Source organism: Collinsella sp. AF19-1LB, from assembly GCF_003459655.1.
Lineage (GTDB): Bacteria > Actinomycetota > Coriobacteriia > Coriobacteriales > Coriobacteriaceae > Collinsella.
This window is the reverse complement of record NZ_QRWO01000024.1, coordinates 31,231-49,547: the sequence shown is the minus strand read 5'-3', so window position 1 is coordinate 49,547 and position 18,317 is coordinate 31,231. Positions and strand designations below refer to the sequence as shown.

Genomic DNA, 18,317 nt, shown 5'->3' with positions numbered 1-18,317 from the left:
CCCCGCCTCTTACACCACATCTCTGCGCGCTACCAATCCCTTCCTACCATGCAAGCGAACGTCGATGCAGCTCAAGCCGAATGCGATAAGGCCCACAACCGGACAAGAGCCCTTGAGGCAGAATTAAATAAAATCGACTACACGACTCCTGCCGAAACTATTCGGCAGTTGCAAGAGGCGATCACAGAGGCAATAATGCAAGAAAATTCCTGTGAAGATGAGCTTGAGCACTGCCGAATGCGCCTCGAAAGTCATAAAAGCCTGATTTATTTCTTTGAAAGCGAAGTGGAGTTTAATAAAACCCATCTCGACGGAGAAACAGCCAAGCGGGATGTGCTCCTCGACGATTTGAAAAGAGCGCAAACGGCCTATGACGACGCCTGCAAGGCATACGAAGAGGCAAAGGCCGCGGCGGACAAGACCGCCTCGCCCGAGATAACGCAACCGACCGAGACGACGCCTCCCTCCAACTCGACGCAACCGACCGAGACGACGCAGCCCACCGGCTCGCCCGCGACCGGCAAATACGCTCCATCGAGCTCCACCAAGCAAGCAGATACGACCGCCGGCAAGCTCGCGAACACGGGAGATGCAGCGCCGAGTGCAATCGCACTCGCGGCAATCGCCGCCGCAGGCCTCGGAATAACCGCCACAGCCACACGCCGCATCAGGAACTCAAAATAGCCGCCAGCGGTTATTGTCTTCGCCAATCCACAAGCCCAGAGACAAAAAGAGGCCTGTTTCCCCACCTAGGGAAACGGGCCTCTTTAACTACAAAAATTCAAGCAACAGCACCGCCGCCTCTTGAACCACGTAGCCATCAATGCCCAAACAACGCCAACGAGCAGCAAAAGACACGGGATTAAATTATTCAGATAAATGTGACCCTTCAGGTGGTTTTGGTCGGCTACCCGCGAGTGCCGGCAGGGCGCTTGGTAGTCGAGCGATCCCGCAGGCAAAGCCGAGGACCAGCGAGACACCAAGCGCCCTGCCGGCACTCGCGGGTAGCCGCGGCACCAAAAAGCGCCTGCGCACTCGATGGATTCGGATGCCCGACAGAGGCTCCTTATGGCTGCTTCCTTCCGGACCTGACCAGATTCGGAACATGTCGTCATCCGAACCCATCGAACGCGCTAGGCGCTCGGTATATCTTACCTGCTCCCGCCCGATGGGGCAAGACAGCTAATTTGGGACGGGGCTTTTTTGACTACTTTTTGACTGGGGGCATCAGAGTGGCGAAAGTAGTCAAGAAAGCCCCGACCCAAAAAGACCGGTCTGACGCTGCACCACGAAAAGGGCCTATCTACTACGTTTTGGTCACAGGGGTCAACCATAGCCGGCTTTTTCGGAAATCGGCAAGCTCTCTACCTGCGGTTTTAATTTCACAAAATCCGGGATGGTCGAGGTAGCTCGGTCAAACGTAGTAGATGGCCGCATTTCGTGGCAAACGGTCCGACCCAAGGCCCAAGGCGGCCAGCCTCGGATGACCATTCACGAAGTTGCGGTGGAATACGGACTGAATTGGCGCCTTAAAGGCAAAAACACTCCGTATTTCACCGCAACTTATCGAGGGGATGGGTTTTAGAGGCGGGCGAGGTCGTAGGCTTGGGCGGCTGCCTCGCCGGCGCAGATGAGGTTGGTTGTGGCCTCTTGCACACCGAGCGCCTGGTCGAGGGGCATGGGCTTGCGACAGATCGGCAGTACAAGGTCGATGCCCTGCCCATACACCGCATCCAGGTTGACGGCGCGACCGCCCACGACGGCGACCACCGGCTTGCCATATCGCTTCGCACGACGAGCCACACCCACCGGCGCCTTGCCGGCAGCGGATTGCTCATCCATATTGCCCTCGCCCGTTATGACCAGGTCGACATCGCGCACGCGCTCGTCAAATCCCACGAGATCGAGCACCGTCTCCACGCCAGAGCGCAGCTCCGCACCGAGCGCCAGCAGCGCAGCACCTAGGCCGCCCGCAGCACCGGCACCGGGCACGCCGAGCACCGAGCCAAATGTCCGTGCGCCCTCGGGTGTGCGCATCAACCCCTGGGCTCGAGCTCCGGCAATCGCCGCATCGAGCAAACGACCGTAGCCGACCATCCAACTGTCGTACCTGCGTAGCGCCTCGGTATCATCTGTCGGCAGGCCCTTCTGCCCACCGAACACCGCTAGGGCACCTCGGCGTCCCACGAGTGGGTTCTCGACATCGGAAAGCACCACGACACGCACGCCGTTCAGCGCCCGAAGCGCTGGCGCCAAATCGATACTCACCACGTGTTCGAGACCCGCGAGACCGGGAGCGATATCGCGGCCGTGCTCATCGACCACACGCGCGCCCAGCGCCTGCAGCATGCCGGCGCCACCGTCGTTGGTGGCGCTGCCGCCCAAGCCAATATAGATAGTCTTTGCGCCCGTGCGAACCGCGCGAAGCATGAGCTCGCCCACGCCATAGGTTGTAGCGGCCAGCGCCGACGACTCCGTGCAAGGCGAGTACCCGATGCCTGCGGCTTCGGCCATCTCAATAACAGCCGACTCGTGCTCGCCGTCCACCAGTATCCGGGCGGACACGCGGTCGCCAAAGGGGCCTGCCACCTCGCAGGTCACAATCTCACCGCCGCACGCGGCAACGGCATCGAGCGTTCCCTCACCACCATCTGCCAGCGGCAACGTGGCCACCTGGGCATCGGACCACACACGGCGCACGCCTTCGGCAACCGCCGCCTCCGCCTGCGCGCTCGAAACGCTACCCTTAAAGGAGTCGATCGCCAACAGCACACGGCGGGGCCGGCGGCACGCGGCACCAAAATCGACCACCTCAACGGCGATTTCTTCGGCACACGCAAGCGCCTCGGCATGGGCGGCATGTGCCTCAAGATCGGCCCCGCAACCGCAGCCAGTACCATCGGTGCCACGCAACCCACTAAAATAGCCGCTCAACACCTCACGACACTCGTCTGCCAGCACGCCAGCCGTCACGTTAAACCGATGATTCAGGCGCGAGTCGGCATTCAAATCGTATAGGGATCCCAACGCACCCGCCTTGGCGTCGCTCGCGCCATACACGCAGCGCCCCACGCGCGCGTTGACCATAAGCCCCGCGCACATGCAGCAGGGTTCGAGCGTCACGTAGACCGTACAGTCGGAAAGGCGCCAGCGGCCAAGCGTCTGGGCAGCGGCGCACAGGGCCGCGAACTCTGCATGCGCCGAAGGGTCCTGGTCGAGCTCGCGACGATTATGCGCCCTCGCGACGATCTCGCCGTCGCGCACCACTACGGCTCCGATAGGCACCTCGCCCACCGCCGCGGCGGCTCGCGCCTCCGCCAACGCCTCGCGCATGAACTTCTCGTCGATTTCGGTGATCGTCATCGTTCGCCTTCCCTGTTGCAAATTCAAAACGATGCTATCATTACGACTCACGGAGAGATGGCAGAGCGGTTGAATGCGGCGGTCTTGAAAACCGTTGAGCGCGAGAGCGTTCCGGGGGTTCGAATCCCCCTCTCTCCGCCACTTTTAGTGATGCACCGGCGTCATGGTTCGCTCGAACAGCGCATCGACCACGTCGGCTATCTCAGGTCGACGCTCAAGATCGTGGCCCGATTCCCACCATATCGTGAAAAGTCGAATAATACCGCCGGCGACAAACTCAGACGTCGTCTCGAGTGACACGGGGGCCAGGGCATCCTCGGCAAGCACGTTCATCACACGCTCGCGGATGGAGCGGGCAATGCGGTCGCAAATAACGTTTGTCAGCATGCCCGACATGCTGCTTGCCAAAATGTTATCCATGAGCTGCTCGTGCGCCAAAATCAAATCCATGGCATCGTCCAAAATCGCGTGTCGAAGCGCGCGCACGTCCTCGGCAGACACTGCGCCGGCCTCGCCAACCCGCTTTTGCGGCAAACCCGACATAAGCTCATCGATATAAAAGGCAAAGTAATCGTTCTTGTCGCGAAAGTGCTTGTAGAACGTCGTGCGGCGAATCATGGCGCGGTCGCACAGCATGGCAACCGTCAGGTCCTCAAAACGATGCTCCTCGAGAAGCTCGGTAAAGGCATCGAACAGGGCACGGTAGGTTTTCTTGATGCGAAGGTCCACTGGTATCGCCATCCTCAGGGCAAAGACAACACTCGTCAATCTGTCGCATATCTTACACCTGTACCTCGCGCGCTTTGCCCCAGTGCCAACCCCACCGAAAACATAACGCTTACCGGAAAGTTCGGCACGGCAAAACGTTGCGGGTATACTAGTAGCGTTATACCAACGGCAGCTGGCGCATGCCGCCGCGGCCATTCGAAACGGAGACATCATGATTACCGTCATCATCGGCATCGTTGTTGTCATTGTGATTGTCTGCGCCATCGCCGGCATCTACAACAACATGGTCACCAAGCGTAACCGCATCGATAACGCCTGGCAGAACATCGATACGCAGTTGCAGCGCCGCAACGACCTGATCCCCAACCTGGTCGAGACCGTCAAGGGCTACGCCAAGCACGAGCAAGAGACGCTCTCCGCCGTGATCAGCGCGCGCAACACCGCCGTCAAGGCCACCACGCCCGAGGCCAAGATGGAAGCCGACAACGTGCTGACCGGTGCGCTACGCCAACTCTTTGCCGTGGCCGAGGCCTACCCCGATCTTAAGGCAAACACCAACTTTACGCAGCTGCAGGCATCGCTCGAGGATACCGAGAACAAGATTAGCTATGCACGCCAGAGCTACAACGATTGCGTGCTCAGCTACAACAACGCCATTCAGACGTTCCCGGCTGTCATCTTTGCCGGCATCTTCCAGTTTAAGGAGCGCCAGGGCTTCGAGGCCGCCGAAGCAGCCCGTCAGGCCCCGACCGTCAAGTTCTAAACAACAAGGCAGAGTCTTAAGCCAGTTCATCAACCCTTTGGGGCCCAAGGCGTAAACCTTGGGCCCTTTTCGTATCCCCGCACAACGCGCGGCCAAAAGGCCGCGCACCATCCCTCCCGGCGCACTCCGCAGGACGCAAGAAGCCCTCGCCGCACGAAGTGCGCAGCGAGGGCTTCTTGCATGTCCGAGGACGCGCCGGGAGGGAACATGGCATCGGCGGCGTCTTGTATTGCCTCGAGCTTTCCAAAGCCGTCTGCGGCGAGAAGTGTTTCCAACTCAAAGCCCCGATCGCTCATAAAAGAAGTGATCTGCCCCGTCAGCTCCCCAATACGCCTGATAAGTTCGTCCTTGCCCACCACCACATCGACCGGATCGCGGTCGTCACCTAAATCGCGCGTGTAGTCGGCCAGTGCCTGCCGCAGCGCCTTCACCACGCCCATGTAGTCCACGATAAGGCCGTTGCTCTTGCCCTCGGCCACGCGATTGGCGCGCGATGGCCTGCATAAGGCCGTGTGCCTTCATGGGCTTGTCGAAATACATCACCGACAGGGGCTTCACGTCAAAGCCGGTGAGCCACATGGCACACACGAACACGATACGAAGGGGATTGTGAAGTGAAATATTTGCGCAAGCTCGGTGCGGGGTGTGCCGTCCGCGTTTAGCTTGCGTACGGGAATGCCGTCGCGCAGCATGTTGTACTTGGCCTCGTTGATCTGAAGCAGGGAATCGCCCACAAACGTGTGCTCGAGCGTTTTGATCGCTTCAGCGACGTCGGCTTCATCCATCCATTCATTAAGTTCGGTCAGTGCGCTTTCCAAATCGCGCCTAAGCAGCACGTCATGGTAGCTCTCGCGCCCAAGTGTGCCATACAGCCCAAGCTTTTCCTCATCGAAGCAGTACTGGACGTCCCATCCAAGTTTCGCGAGCAGCTCGCCTGCTGGTTTCTGCACAGCCTCTTCTTCGGAATAACGGTTCTTGGACATGACAAGTTCCTAGATTCTTGTCTGCAGATCTTCTGGCGTCGGTAGGTATTCGAGGTATTGCTCCGGCAGCACATCCCCAAGCCGATACTCGCTCACGCCTATGGGCGCCGCAATGTCCCTGAGCGAGTATTCAGCCACCACGTTATCTTTTTCCTTACAAAGCAAAAGGCCAATCGTGGGGTTGTCCCCTTCGTTAGCAAGCTCACCATCCACGGCAGCAACATAGAAGCTCAATTGTCCGGTAAACTCCGGTTTGAACTTCTCGTTCTTTAACTCAATGACTACATAGCTTCGCAGTTTGACGTTGTAGAACAATAAGTCTATGTAGAAGTCCTCTTGGCCGACCGTTAGGTGATACTGCCTCCCCATAAACGCAAAGCCTGTTCCCAACTCCAACAAGAGCTTGGTCACATTGGAAACCATCTGCTCTTCGATGTCGTGTTCCTTTAGCCCTTGTTTAGCAGTGATGAAGTCAAAAACGTACGGATCTTTGAGCACTTGTTGAGCAAGCTCACTTTCAGGCGCGGGCAGAGTGCGCGTAAAATTGGTGGCCTTGCCCGCGAGCGCCTGACGCTCATAGAGCTTTAGATCGATCTGATGGTCGAGAACGGCTTGCGACCATCCATTTTCGACAATGGCATTCCTATACCATTCGCGACGGGCGCCCGGTTCAGTCTTGTCCAGGAGCTTCACGATGTGTCCCCAGGGAATTGTGCAATAGCTATTGCACAATTCTGAGTCAACCTCGCGCGCAAACTTTGCCATGTACTTGAGGCTGCGGACAGAAAAGCCCTTGATTCCGGGGAAAGCGGAGCGGATGTCTTGCGAAAGAGTGTCGATGAATTTGTTGCCCCATTCGGAACGCGCGACAACCTCATTGCCGATAAGCCAGTACATACGCACCATTTCGGAGGATGCTTTTTGCACAGCGTTGGCGCGTGCCTGATTGACGATAAGGACGATGTGATTAAAAGCGTCCTTGTACTCTTCGTTGTTCATCAGCATGGCTAGACCTCGATCTCGCCGGACATGAGTTTGGTGAAGCTCACGCCCGTAAGCTCGGCGGCCTGTTTGGCCACGTCGCGCATGTTCTTGGATATGCGAACCGTAACCGCCACGTTTTCGCCCTCGACCAAATAAGCCTTAAGCTCGCTTTCCGTAACGTTCCCGTCGATGAGGTCTGCGTAGCGCACGGCTCCTCCTTGCTTGCATGATGCAATACAGTATGTGGGCTCAATTTTATCAGACGTAGTAATGCGCAAAATGGCACTGTATTTACCGCACGAGCCATGGTCGCGGGGTTGCGCGCTAACGCAGCGGCGGTAAACCCAGTGCCTTATAGTGAACTCATAATGGACAGCGGCATCGCCCTGCGCTCGAGCGGCATCGCCCCGACCGCTTCATCGCCGTTTTCCACATGGGCCTGGGAGTCTCCCTACTCCTAGCCGGCCTCATCTTCGGCCGCAACTACGGCAAAGCCTTAGCAGCAAAGAAAACGGGGCGCACGGCCCATATATACAAAAAGCGCGGCCAAAAGGCCGCGCACCATCTTTTATTCAGACCCATCATTACCCGTCTCGTAAGTGCCGGGCTCACGCAGGCCCGAGGGCGACCTTCCTTTCCGGCGCATTCCGCAGGACGAAAGAACCTCCGCCGCACGAAGTGCGCAGCGGAGGTTCTTTCATGTCCGAGGACGCGCCGGAAAGGAAGGTTGCCCTCGGGCCGAACAGCTATGGCAGCTTACGCCACGGTGTAAACCCAGTTGTGCTTATCCTCAACAGCACCAGACTGGATGCCCGTCAGGGTCTCGCGGAGCTTCTTCATCACAGGGCCGATCTCGGTGTAGCCAGCCGGGAAGGTCACAGTCTCGTCGGCACCGTAGACCTTGTTGTCGATCTCGCCGACCGGGGAGATAACGGCAGCGGTGCCGCACAGGCCGCACTCAACAAAGGTGCCGGCCTTGACCTCGGCCCACTCGACGGGACGCTGGTCGACGGTCATGCCCAGGTCCTGAGCAACCTGAACGAGCGAACGACGGGTGATGGAGGGCAGGATGGAGTCGGTGTGCGACTGGGGAACGACGAGGGTGCCGTCCTCCTTCACGAACAGGACGTTGGCGCCACCGGTCTCCTCGACATAGGTGCGGGACTCGGAGTCGAGATACAGGTTCTCGGCATAGCCCTCGCGGTGAGCCTCCATCGTGGGCTTCAGGGACATGGCGTAGTTGAGGCCGGCCTTGATGTTGCCGGTGCCGTGCGGTGCGGCGCGGTCGTACTCGGAAACGCGCAGCTTGACGGGCTTAAGGCCGCCCTTAAAGTACGGACCGACCGGGGTCACGAGAATGCGGAACGTGTACTCAGGAGCGGGAGCCACGCCGATCACGTCACCGGAACCGATCATAAACGGACGCACGTACAGGGTCGCGCCGGAACCGAAGGGCGGAACCCAAGCAGCGTTGGCAGAAACGACCTGCTTGACGGCCTCAACGAACTTGTCCTTGGGGAACGGGGGCATCTCGAGGCGCTGGGCAGAGTTATACATGCGCTCGGCGTTCATGTCGGGACGGAAGCAGACGATGCTGCCGTCCTCGGCGGTGTAGGCCTTCAGGCCCTCAAAGACCTCCTGGCAGTAGTGGAAGATACCGCCGCACTCGGAGACGTGCAGGGTGTGGTCGGTGGTCAGGCCGCCCTCGTCCCACTCGCCATCCTTCCAATGAGCCTCATAGCTGTAATCGGTCTTCATGTAGCCAAAGCCGAGGCTACCCCAATCGATATCCTTCTTCTCGACAGTCATGTGTCGCTCCTTACATACACAGTTGCAAACTCGCGAACCTGCACGCAAGGACCGGGGCCGACCGCGTCGCAACGTCGCACGCCCGGAGCGTAGAGCCGGACGGGACACGCGAACGGCATCGAAGCCGATGGCACGTCGATTCGCATGCACGAGATTGTACTCCGCACGCGCGTCGGATAAAACGTTTTTCTTTAACTAACTAAAGTATTTTCATTTGACCGAAGCAAAAAGGCCCGCCACCGTAAGCGGTGACGGGCCTCAACTGCACGGTTTGCGCGCCGGCTCGATCTACGCGTTCTATTTGCCCAGCTTAGCCTTAACCAGACCGACCACGGTCGGGATGATCGACACGGCAACGATGCCGATAATCAGCAGCTCAAAGTGCTCCTGCACAAAGGGAATGCCGCCAAAGAAGTAGCCCAGCAGCGTAAAGACCGTCGACCAGGTAATGCCGCCCAGCACGTTAAAGATGACAAAGTTGCGCCAATGCATGCCGCCCATGCCGGCGATAAAGGGCACAAAGGTGCGGATAAACGGGAAGAAGCGGCCCAGGAAGATGGCCAGGTGGCCCCACTTGTCCAAGAAGTCCTCGGACTTTTTGATGCGCTCGGGCGTCATGGCCTTGACCTTGCCCGAGGCGATGATCTTTTTGCCAAAGAAGTGACCGATCATAAAGTTGCACTGGTCGCCCAGGATGGCAGCAGCCCATGCGACGGCCAGCAGGGCCACGATGTTAAAGCCACCGTTATGAGCAAAGAAGCCCGAAGCAAACAGCAGCGAATCGCCCGGGAGAAACGGGAAGAACACCACGCCTGTCTCAATGAAGATAATGAGGAACACGCAGCCGTAGGCCATAAGCGGGCCGGCGGCAATCCAGCTGGCGATCGCGGTGCGCGGGTCTTTGAGCAGCTCGGCGATAAAATTGATGAAACCCATGAAGTAAAACCTCTCAGTTGTGGGCGCGGATACGTCCAAGTTGACCAGTATACGGTTGTGACGCGGCAACGCACACGACCTTACAAAAGCGTGACTTCATTACCAGCAAGTTTGCATAATTGACACCTGTCGCGCAAAGCCGAGCAAGATTGCTCTTCCTAATCCCTAGCGAATCGCTATACTTTATTGAATTGCATTGTCGCGGCGCTAAGGGAGGGCGGCCGGTGAGCTTTATCAATACCATTCGCGAGGACATCAAGACCGTCCAGGCACAGGACCCCGCCGCGCAAAACGGCCTAGTCATCTTCCTTTCTTACCCCGGCCTGCACGCCAAGTGGAACCACGTGCCCGAGCACTGGCTGTGGGAACATGGACATCGCTCGCTCGCCCGCGTGCTCTCGCAAATCACCCGCCATATCACTGGCGTCGAGATTCATCCTGCCGCACAGATCGGCAAGCATTTCTTTATCGACCACGCCATGGGCGTCGTCATTGGCGAGACCACCATTGTGGGCGACAACTGCGTGCTCTACCAGGGCGTCACGCTCGGCGGCACCGGCAACGAGACCGGCAAGCGCCACCCCACCCTGGGCAACAACGTCACCGTGGGCACAGGCGCCAAGGTGCTCGGCAACATTCGCATCGGCAACAACGTCAAAATCGGCGGCAACTCGGTTGTCGTCAAAGACGTGCCCGACAACTGCACCGTCGTGGGCGTGCCCGGCCGCATCATCAAGCGCAACGGCTGCCGCGTATTCGAGGAAAGCTTCGACGCCAAGCAGCATCGCGAGTACATGCCCGACGATGCCGCCGAGCAGAGCGCCCTCAACCGCCAGGGCATCACCGAAAACGCCCGTCGCGTCAAGGAACTCGAGCGAGAAGTGGCCGAGCTTAAGGCCCTCGTCGCCAAACTCGTGGACGAGCACTAGGAACGCGAGCGGCACAAAACAACATCGGCACCGACGCAAAAGGCGCGCCAGGGAATCAATCCCCGGCGCGCCTTGTTTCCAATGTGACATGCGGGACTGTCCCTTTGTCACATTATGCGAACTGGCTCAGATAGAGGTCGGCGTAGGCGCCCTCGACTGCCAGCAGCTCCTTATGCGTGCCCTGCTCGATGATATTGCCGTGATCCATGACCAGAATCAGGTCGGCATCCACGATCGTCGACAGGCGATGCGCGATCACAAAACTTGTGCGCCCACGCATAAGTGCGTCCATGGCGCGGCCGATGGCAAGCTCGGTGCGCGTATCCACGCTCGACGTCGCCTCGTCCAGGATGAGAATCGCCGGGTTGTTGAGCAGCACGCGCGCGATGGTTAGCAGCTGACGCTGGCCCTGGCTGATGCTTTCGGCATCGTTGGCTACGCGCGTGTCGTAGCCCTGAGGCATGGTGCGCACAAAGAAGTCGACCTGGGCGGCGCGAGCGGCCGCAACAATCTCCTCGCGCGTTGCCTCGGGGCAGCCGTAGGCGATGTTCTCGGCAATCGTGCCGTCGAACAGCCAGGCGTCCTGTAGCACCATGCCAAACTGCTGCCGTAGCTCGCCGCGATCCATGAGGCGCGTATCCACACCGTCAAGCGTAATGCGGCCGCCGTCGATCTCGTAAAAGCGCATGAGCAGGTTGATGAGCGTCGTCTTGCCTGCGCCCGTGGTTCCCACCACGGCAATCTTCTGGCCCGGCTCGGCGGTAAACGACACGTCGCGCATGAGCGGCTTGTCGGGCGAATAACCAAAGCGCACGTGCTCAAAGGAGACGCGGCCCTCCACGCGACCCGGCAGCTTGGCGGCCTCGCCCGGCTGCGGATCGGCCTCCATCTCGGGCTCATCGAGCAGGTCGAACACGCGCTCCGCACTCGCCAGCGCGCTCTGCAGCGAGTTGAAGGTAAACGAGAGCTGCGTCATGGGCTCGGACGCCTCGTAGATAAACTGGAAGAACGCCTGGAACACGCCGACAGTCATCTGACCGGCCACCAGCATGTTGCAGCCCACGAGCGCGATCACGATCTGCGCCAGACGACCGATAAAGCGAACCGCGGGGCCCACAGCGTTAATCATAAAGTCGGCCTTGACGCTCACACGCGCCAGCTCGCCCGAGGCCTCGTGTACCTCGGCAGAACTCTGGCGCTCGCGGTTGAACGCGCGAATCACCAGACGGCCCGAGTAGCCCTCCTCGACCGCGCTCGTAATCTTGGACACCCACTCCTGGCGTTCGCCCGTTACATCATGCGTGCGGCGCGAAACCACTTTGGTCACCAGCAGCGACAGGGCCGTGAAGCCCAAAAAGACGAGCGTGAGCTTAACGCTATAGACGAACATCATGATGATGGCACCCGTCACGGTGCCGATCGACACAAGCAGCTGCAGCAATCCGCGCTGCATGCTCTCGGACATCTTGTCCAAGTCGTTGGTCGCACGGCTGACGACCTCACCGGGACGATGCGCGTCAAAGAAGGCAAGCGGCAGACGATTGAGCTTTTGTGCGATGCGGTTGCGTAGACGCAGGTTGAGGCGTTCGGCCACGCTCGACATCAAAAAGCTCTGGAGCGCATAGAACGAGGCAGCGGCAGTCCAGATCATAAAGTAGACGAAGATGGTCTTGCCGCAGTTCTCCCAGGTGATGTTGAAGGTGGTTCCGTTGGCAAACGCCACCTGCATATGCCCCCACAGCTCGTCGATGACGTGAGCGCTGTACGCCGGCGCGGCGGTGTTAAAGATGACGTAGAACACGATGCTCGCAAACACGATGTAAAAGCGCCAATGGTCGCCGGCGGCCTCGCCCCACAAGCGGCGCACCGTCGCCCAGGTATCCCGGGGCGTCTCGTCCTCGTCTTCGTCGTCCACGTCGCGCATACGTTCTGCCTCGGCACGGGCACGTTCGTCCTCGGCACGCTCGTTTTCCTCGTACAGCGCCTGGCGACGAGCCTCGCGCTCGGCCGCCTTGATGGCGACATCCAGCTCGAGCACCGCGGCAGCCTGGTCGACCGTTTTCTCAGCGGCGTCCGAATCGTTCGAATCGATAGCATCGCTGCACTTCTTGAGCTCCTCGGTCATGCTACTCACCTCCCTTCATCTGCGATTCCGCGATAGCGCGGTACACCTCGCAGGTTTCCATGAGCTCGTCGTGCGTGCCCAGGCCCACGACCTCGCCGTCCTTGAGCACCACGATCTGGTCGGCATGCAAGATCGTCGAGATGCGCTGCGCGATGATGAGCACCGCAGCGTCGCGCGTCTCCTCCTGCAGCGCATGGCGCAGCGCTGCATCGGTCTTAAAGTCCAAGGCCGAAAAACTGTCATCGAAGATATACAGATCGGCATGCTTCATGAGCGCGCGGGCAATGGCCAGGCGCTGGCGCTGACCGCCCGAAAAGTTCGTGCCACCCTGCGCCACCGGGGTATCGAGCCCCTGCGGCTGATCGAGCACAAAGGTGCTCTGGGCAACCTGGAGCGCGTGGAGCATATCGGCCTCGGTCGCGTCTTCGTTGCCAAAGCGCAGATTGCTTGCCACGGTGCCCGAGAACAGCCACGCCTTCTGCGGCACATAGGCAATGCGCCTGCGAATCTCGTCTTGCGAAAGCTCGCGCAGGTCGACGCCGTCCAGGCGAATGGCACCCTTGGTGGCATCGTGAAAACGCAGCAGAAGCTTTGCCACCGTCGACTTGCCCGAGCCCGTCGAGCCCACAATCGCGGTCGTCTGACCGCGACGACAGGCAAAGCTCAGGTCGCACAGGGTGTCCTCGTCGGCATCGTCAAAGCGAAACGACATGTGATCGAACTCAGCGACCGCATCCGCATCGCCCCCGGAGGCAGGCGCCCCGTCACCCAGCGTACGCTCGCCGTCCACGATGCTCGGCTCAATCTCCAACACCTGCTGCGCACGGTTCAGGCACGCCGCGGCGCGCGGCAGCGTCAGCACTACCATCTGCGCCATCATCACAAAGAACAGGATCAGGAGCGCATATTCCAGCACCGCCGAGATGCTCGCGATCTGCATGGCGTGGGCGCCCACGCGGTTGCCGCCAACCCACAGCACCGCTACCTCGGCGATGTTCATCAAAAAGAAGCTTGAGCTGTCGAGGCCCACAAACAGGTGGTTGACTTTGATGGCGTTGGCGGCGTAGTCGCTGAACACCTCGTCCAGGCGCCGCTCCTCGTGACGCTCCTTGTTAAACGCACGGATGACGCGCACGCCCACGATGTTTTCGCGCAGCACCACGTTCATGCGGTCGATAAAGCTCTGCAAGCGCATAAAGATCGGAGCCGCGTTGGCAACCGTAAAGACCGCCGCCACCAGCACAATCGCAACCACGACGCCCAGAAGCGTGCCCATGGCAGGATCGATAAACCAGGCGAAGATGATGCCCGCCACGGCCAAAAACGGCACGGGCAGCACCAGCTGAATGGTCTGCAGAATCGCCTGCTGAATCACGTTGATGTCGTTGAGCGAGCGCGTGATCATCGATCCGGTGCCAAAGCGCTCAAAGTCGCTGGCAGACAGCTCGAGCGACTTGTCGTAGACGGCGTTGCGAATGTCACAGGCCACGTTGGCCGCCAGGCGAGCCGAAAGATAACAGCCCAGCACCGCGCCACCGCTGGCCATGCCGGTCGCGATAAGCATGTACAGGCCGTTGCGCAGGATGTAGTCGACATCACCCGTCGTGATGCCGGTATTGACCATATTCGCCAACATCGTAGGTACCAGCAGTGTGCCGACGTTATCTATCAGCAGCACAAACAGTGTCACTGCAATCAGCCCGCGATACGGCCTCATAAACCTCATTAAGAGTCGCACGTCTCCCCCTCTTCTTGATTTTCCGCTTGGCTCTCGGCGGCCATCTGCTGTTTAAACGCCTCGCACTCCTCGTTGAGCACATGGGAAAACTTGCCGACCAAACGCATAATCTCACGCTGTTCCCAGGGCTCGAGCGCGCCAAAGGCACGCTGCTCGGCTTTAACCGCCGGCAACGCATACTGCTCGGCGAACCGCCGGCCTTCATCGGTCAAACAAACGACCTTGTTCTTACGACTGCCTTCGGCAAATTCCAGCGTCGCAAGCCCTCGCGCCGTTAGGGTTTTAATTGCCGAGTTAATGGTCTGCTTGCTATAGAACCATTCGCTCGTGAGCTGGCTCACGGCAACGTCTTCGTCCGCCGTGCTGATATCGACGAGCATCCAATGGGCGCAATCCGAAAGGCCGCAGGCACGCGCGAACTCTGAATAAATACGGTCGAGCCCGTTGAGCATTCGGTCAAAATCGACCGACGTAACCGCGCTATCCATCTCTCCCACCATTCGATAGTCCGAATTTTGACTAATTGAAGTTTCAGATTAGTCCGAGTTTTGACTATCGTCAAGGACTTCGTTCGCAGCGCACAGGCTATACAACATATCGACAAAAAAGACCGCCGGCGCAGGGGCAGCGCCGGCGGTCATGAGAGGAAATCGATTATTTGCTGCTAGGCGGCGACGGCCTCATAGACCGTAGCGCCCGAGAAGCTGTCATGCAGGCTCTTGCCGGCAATCCACGGCAGCTCGACGACCTCGCAGACCGTGTTGACCAGCTCGGAGCAGTCAGTAAAGTGGCCCTTGTCGTTGAGGGCCTCGCAATCCTGAACACGCCAATAGCCATCGGTGTGCGTGATGTAGTACTCGTGATCGTCAATCGTCACAAAAGCGCGCGTCTTGGAACGCAGCAGCTTCAGAAATCCTTCGAAGTCGGTCTCGACGACATCTCCAGCCTGGAACATGATGTTACCTCCTGGCCCGGCGCCACCACGGCGCATTGATAAACGTTGGTACTCCTTTAGTAAAACCTTTATCAGAGGTTATGCGTTCGTCATTTAGGCAAGTGGTAAAAAACCGCAGGGTAGACGGGATAAAACGTTTAACCATCCCATTTGTTTGTCACATTCTGAAGGTACTTTTATGCAAACCTACTTTCCCAATTGGAATCTATCCTTTTGGCCGGGCAATTGACCGTCTATCGTTTGAGCCCGACGGGTATGAACGGGGCATCTGCAACGCCACCGCAAGGAGACACCATGGAGACTATCGAAGCACTCATCCATCGCCGCAGCTGCCGCAAATACAGCGATCGTCCCGTCGAGGCCGAAAAGCTTGCACGTATTATCGAAGCCGGCCAATATGCACCGAGCGGCATGGGCCGCCAACCGGTGACGTTTGTCGCCGTCACCGACCCCGCGACCGTCGAGCGTCTCTCACAGCTCAACGCCCAGGTCATGGGCAGCAACAGCGACCCCTTCTATGGCGCCAAGACCGTTGTGGTGGTGCTGGTTGACCGCAGCGTGCCCACGTATCTGGAAGACGGCTCGCTCGCCATGGGCAACTTGCTCAACGCCGCCTATGCACTGGATGTCGATTCGTGCTGGATTCACCGCGCGCATGAGGTCTTTGACTCGCCCGAGGGCCTGGAGCTGCTGGCCAGCTGGGGCCTGCCCGCCGACGGCAGCCTGCGCGGTGTCGGTCACTGCATTCTGGGCTATGCCGAAGACACGCTACCCGAGCCCAAACCCCGCCGCGACAACGTGGTGTATGTAAAGTAATTAGTCCCGCCGTTCTAACGAACGGCGGACCCGCTCGCAACTTATCTTGCCGGTGGAGTTGTCGTCGTTTCGTTCGTGTGGGTCGTTTCGGCGCCGTCGCCCTGTTCGCCGTCGTCCTTTTGAGCGTCGGCGATGGTGGAGGCTGCCGCAACGATACCGCGCTGGGGCGCGACGCTCGTCTGGGTCTGAGCGCCCTCGACAATTTCTGTGCCTGCATGCGCGAGCTCGGGCGATTTAAACACTGCGTCCAAGTTGGCGCCGCCGCCGGCGTAGCCAAGCGCAGCGAGTGCGATGACGATCACTGCAACGACGACCGCGATCGGAACATAACGATGCCAACCAGCCGGATTGAGTCCGCTGCGACGAGCCGCCCCGCGGCTGATGTAGCCGAGCGTGCCGTCGTGCTTGAGCTTTGAGCCCACCACGCGTTTGCGGTCCCACAGCGAGGACTCTGCCTGCATTGCCAAGCGGGCACCTGTCGAAGGATAGCCGTATTTAGTGCGCTTGAACGAACCATCAAACCCCGAGGCGTGTTTGCCCCACGTCACCGATGTCGTGCGTCGGTTGACCGGTGCGGCGCTCCGCCTTCTGCGGCTCGGTTTTGTAGTCTCAGCCATACGCCCCCGCACGCCGTAACCAAATCGAAACAATAACGCTTTGGACTGTAGCACACGCGTCGCGCGCGGTCACGGGCGCCTCGCTCAACGGTCATCGTCCTTCAGCAAGCGCCACAGCGTTGTTCGGCTTATGCCCAGCACCTCCGCCGCACGGGTTCGGTTGCCGTGGAGATGATCTACAACCAGATGCGCGATATCTCGCTCGGTATCGGCCAACGGTCGCAGGATAAACAGGTCGCTTTCGAGTGTCGGGGCGCCAAAGGTTGCGGTCTTAATCACGTCCTCTTGGGCTAGCACTTCCTCCGCCACAGCGCGATCCACCGTGCCCGTCCCCACCAATATATACAGTCGTTCCGAGACCTCGCGGAGCTGCAGATAGTTGCGCGGCCAGCGGTAAGCATCGAGCGCCTTCGTCGCCGCGGCAGACAGCGTGGGCGCTGCCGTCCCAAATGCACCAGCGAGATATTCCAAATAGCGCGCAACCTTCGTCGACGCGGCTCCCTGCTCGACGATTGCCGGCGCCACGCTCACCGCACAGGCGAAGCGCTCGGTCACAAAGGCGGCTTGATCACTTTCGCTGCCGCCCGGCATGTCATTCGCCGTCAGCACCACATGGCAGCGCGTCGCCAACGCGGTGTCGGCCATCGTGGAAACGAGCTCGCGAAGGCGCTGGGGGCCAACCGCATTCCAGCCCGCAATGCAAAGTGTCAGCCCCGTTTGGAACAACGGCGATTCGGCGCTTTTGAGCACGTGGCGCCAACCGCGATCGGTAAGCTCATCGAGCGCAACGGCAACAAAGGGTTGATCGGCAAAAGGACCGTCCAGATAGAGGCGCTTGGCTATCTCGACCTGACCCGCTCCCAGCTCGCCCTCGAGCATAAGGGGCACACCGCGCGCGTAGCTCTCGGCGACCGGCGCAGCTACCGAGGCCGCCCCCTCAACGATGCCGTACGCGCTCGATTCGTAGCGGGCCTCAACTTCGTCGGCGTTGAGCCACTCGATGCCCGCATGTGCCGCGGCGCCGCGTACCTCGCGGACCACGACGACCCAAAGGCCCCCGCCTTCTTTGTCGGTGGGGCGAACGGTCAGGCTCAGGCGCGTACCCGCACGCCCCATAACCAGACGCGCGCCGTCTCCTATACGGTCGAGGCGCTCAGCGACAAAAGCCGCCACATCCCGCTCAAGCGCCGCGTCATTCATGGTCGAAATCGCGACATCCCCACGCGCATCGATTGCCAATGCCGAGGCCCCGGCAGCAGCCAGGGCCTCGGTCAAGATGTTCAGCTTGGCATCGCTATCCATGATTTGCCCCTGTCCGCGGCGACGTGCAACCGCCGACGGTCGCACGACCGAGTGTTTCAAAATTGAACGATATTGCTCACCAAACACTATAGGGCAGAAAGCGCCGTCCTGCGAGTATAGGTGTTGCCCCGCATCGCCATCCTGGCGGGGCGATAAGAGCTCTTCGGGACTTATAAACCTGCGGACAAGCCATACCCGCAAGAGCTCCTATCGCTCCACCGCAGGCTTGCGCTCACCAGCAACCAGCAACCAGCACGCGAATAAGCTA

Annotated in this window: 18 protein-coding genes, 1 tRNA gene and 1 other RNA gene; 5 read left to right on the top strand and 15 right to left on the bottom strand. The window is 59.6% G+C overall.

Annotation, left to right across the window (positions count from 1 at the left end):
* A partial coding sequence (locus tag DWX39_RS11035) for a hypothetical protein (protein ID WP_199411473.1) occupies positions 1-684 on the top strand: 684 nt, incomplete at its 5' end.
* Positions 685-1,032: 348 nt separating this feature from the next.
* Here DWX39_RS11035 and ffs read toward each other — a convergent pair.
* Together ffs and tadA are read right to left on the bottom strand one after the other, a co-directional pair.
* Positions 1,033-1,128: signal recognition particle sRNA small type (gene ffs, locus DWX39_RS08105), an RNA gene on the bottom strand.
* A 453-nt stretch (positions 1,129-1,581) separates the two neighbouring features.
* Positions 1,582-3,363, bottom strand: a complete 1,782-nt coding sequence (tadA, locus tag DWX39_RS08100; protein ID WP_117759272.1) for a tRNA adenosine(34) deaminase TadA — start codon at positions 3,361-3,363, stop codon at positions 1,582-1,584.
* 51 nt (positions 3,364-3,414) lie between these two features.
* Here tadA and DWX39_RS08095 point away from each other — a divergent pair.
* Positions 3,415-3,504, top strand: a tRNA-Ser gene (locus DWX39_RS08095).
* Between the two features lie 3 nt (positions 3,505-3,507).
* On the opposite strand, the gene DWX39_RS08090 is transcribed toward DWX39_RS08095, so the two are convergent.
* A complete protein-coding gene (locus DWX39_RS08090) occupies positions 3,508-4,092 on the bottom strand; it encodes a TetR/AcrR family transcriptional regulator (RefSeq protein WP_158561641.1) in 585 nt (194 codons plus the stop codon).
* 211 nt (positions 4,093-4,303) lie between these two features.
* Between DWX39_RS08090 and DWX39_RS08085 the strand changes: the two genes are divergently transcribed.
* Positions 4,304-4,855, top strand: coding sequence for a LemA family protein (locus DWX39_RS08085; protein ID WP_082421874.1), 552 nt, complete (start codon positions 4,304-4,306; stop codon positions 4,853-4,855).
* Positions 4,856-4,884: 29 nt separating this feature from the next.
* Here DWX39_RS08085 and DWX39_RS11140 read toward each other — a convergent pair whose 3' ends face one another.
* From DWX39_RS11140 to DWX39_RS08055, 6 genes are all read right to left on the bottom strand, one after another.
* A complete protein-coding gene (locus DWX39_RS11140) occupies positions 4,885-5,334 on the bottom strand; it encodes a hypothetical protein (RefSeq protein ID WP_199411472.1) in 450 nt (149 codons plus the stop codon).
* Between the two features lie 75 nt (positions 5,335-5,409).
* A complete protein-coding gene (locus DWX39_RS08075) occupies positions 5,410-5,838 on the bottom strand; it encodes a type I restriction endonuclease (RefSeq protein WP_117759270.1) in 429 nt (142 codons plus the stop codon).
* 9 nt (positions 5,839-5,847) lie between these two features.
* Complete coding sequence (locus DWX39_RS08070; protein WP_117759268.1) at positions 5,848-6,843, bottom strand: YhcG family protein; 996 nt, start codon at positions 6,841-6,843, stop codon at positions 5,848-5,850.
* A gap of 2 nt (positions 6,844-6,845) precedes the next feature.
* Complete coding sequence (locus DWX39_RS08065) at positions 6,846-7,031, bottom strand: hypothetical protein (protein WP_117759266.1); 186 nt, start codon at positions 7,029-7,031, stop codon at positions 6,846-6,848.
* Positions 7,032-7,578: 547 nt separating this feature from the next.
* On the bottom strand, positions 7,579-8,631 hold the full coding sequence (locus DWX39_RS08060; protein WP_035138743.1) for a branched-chain amino acid aminotransferase: 1,053 nt from the start codon (positions 8,629-8,631) through the stop codon (positions 7,579-7,581).
* A gap of 297 nt (positions 8,632-8,928) precedes the next feature.
* A complete protein-coding gene (locus DWX39_RS08055) occupies positions 8,929-9,567 on the bottom strand; it encodes a VTT domain-containing protein (RefSeq protein WP_117759264.1) in 639 nt (212 codons plus the stop codon).
* Positions 9,568-9,791: 224 nt separating this feature from the next.
* Between DWX39_RS08055 and cysE the strand changes: the two genes are divergently transcribed.
* A complete protein-coding gene (gene cysE / locus DWX39_RS08050) occupies positions 9,792-10,496 on the top strand; it encodes a serine O-acetyltransferase (RefSeq protein ID WP_117759262.1) in 705 nt (234 codons plus the stop codon).
* Between the two features lie 112 nt (positions 10,497-10,608).
* On the opposite strand, the gene DWX39_RS08045 is transcribed toward cysE, so the two are convergent.
* From DWX39_RS08045 to DWX39_RS08030, 4 genes are all read right to left on the bottom strand, one after another.
* On the bottom strand, positions 10,609-12,621 hold the full coding sequence (locus DWX39_RS08045) for an ABC transporter ATP-binding protein (protein ID WP_199411471.1): 2,013 nt from the start codon (positions 12,619-12,621) through the stop codon (positions 10,609-10,611).
* A 1-nt stretch (position 12,622) separates the two neighbouring features.
* The gene (locus DWX39_RS08040) at positions 12,623-14,347 is read right to left on the bottom strand and encodes an ABC transporter ATP-binding protein (RefSeq protein WP_117759260.1); all 1,725 of its coding nucleotides are present in this window, start codon (positions 14,345-14,347) and stop codon (positions 12,623-12,625) included.
* Complete coding sequence (locus tag DWX39_RS08035; protein WP_117759258.1) at positions 14,347-14,847, bottom strand: MarR family winged helix-turn-helix transcriptional regulator; 501 nt, start codon at positions 14,845-14,847, stop codon at positions 14,347-14,349. Before DWX39_RS08035 ends, DWX39_RS08040 begins: the two co-directional genes overlap by 1 nt.
* Before the next feature lie 176 nt (positions 14,848-15,023).
* The gene (locus tag DWX39_RS08030; protein WP_055251737.1) at positions 15,024-15,314 is read right to left on the bottom strand and encodes a hypothetical protein; all 291 of its coding nucleotides are present in this window, start codon (positions 15,312-15,314) and stop codon (positions 15,024-15,026) included.
* A gap of 294 nt (positions 15,315-15,608) precedes the next feature.
* Here DWX39_RS08030 and DWX39_RS08025 point away from each other — a divergent pair, with 294 nt between their 5' ends.
* Positions 15,609-16,130: a nitroreductase gene (locus tag DWX39_RS08025; protein ID WP_117759256.1), complete on the top strand. Its 522-nt coding sequence runs from the start codon at positions 15,609-15,611 to the stop codon at positions 16,128-16,130.
* A gap of 41 nt (positions 16,131-16,171) precedes the next feature.
* On the opposite strand, the gene DWX39_RS08020 is transcribed toward DWX39_RS08025, so the two are convergent.
* Together DWX39_RS08020 and DWX39_RS08015 are read right to left on the bottom strand one after the other, a co-directional pair.
* Positions 16,172-16,747: a hypothetical protein gene (locus tag DWX39_RS08020; RefSeq protein ID WP_147336389.1), complete on the bottom strand. Its 576-nt coding sequence runs from the start codon at positions 16,745-16,747 to the stop codon at positions 16,172-16,174.
* Between the two features lie 84 nt (positions 16,748-16,831).
* Positions 16,832-18,049, bottom strand: coding sequence for a helix-turn-helix domain-containing protein (locus DWX39_RS08015; RefSeq protein WP_117759252.1), 1,218 nt, complete (start codon positions 18,047-18,049; stop codon positions 16,832-16,834).
* Positions 18,050-18,317: the final 268 nt, after the last annotated feature.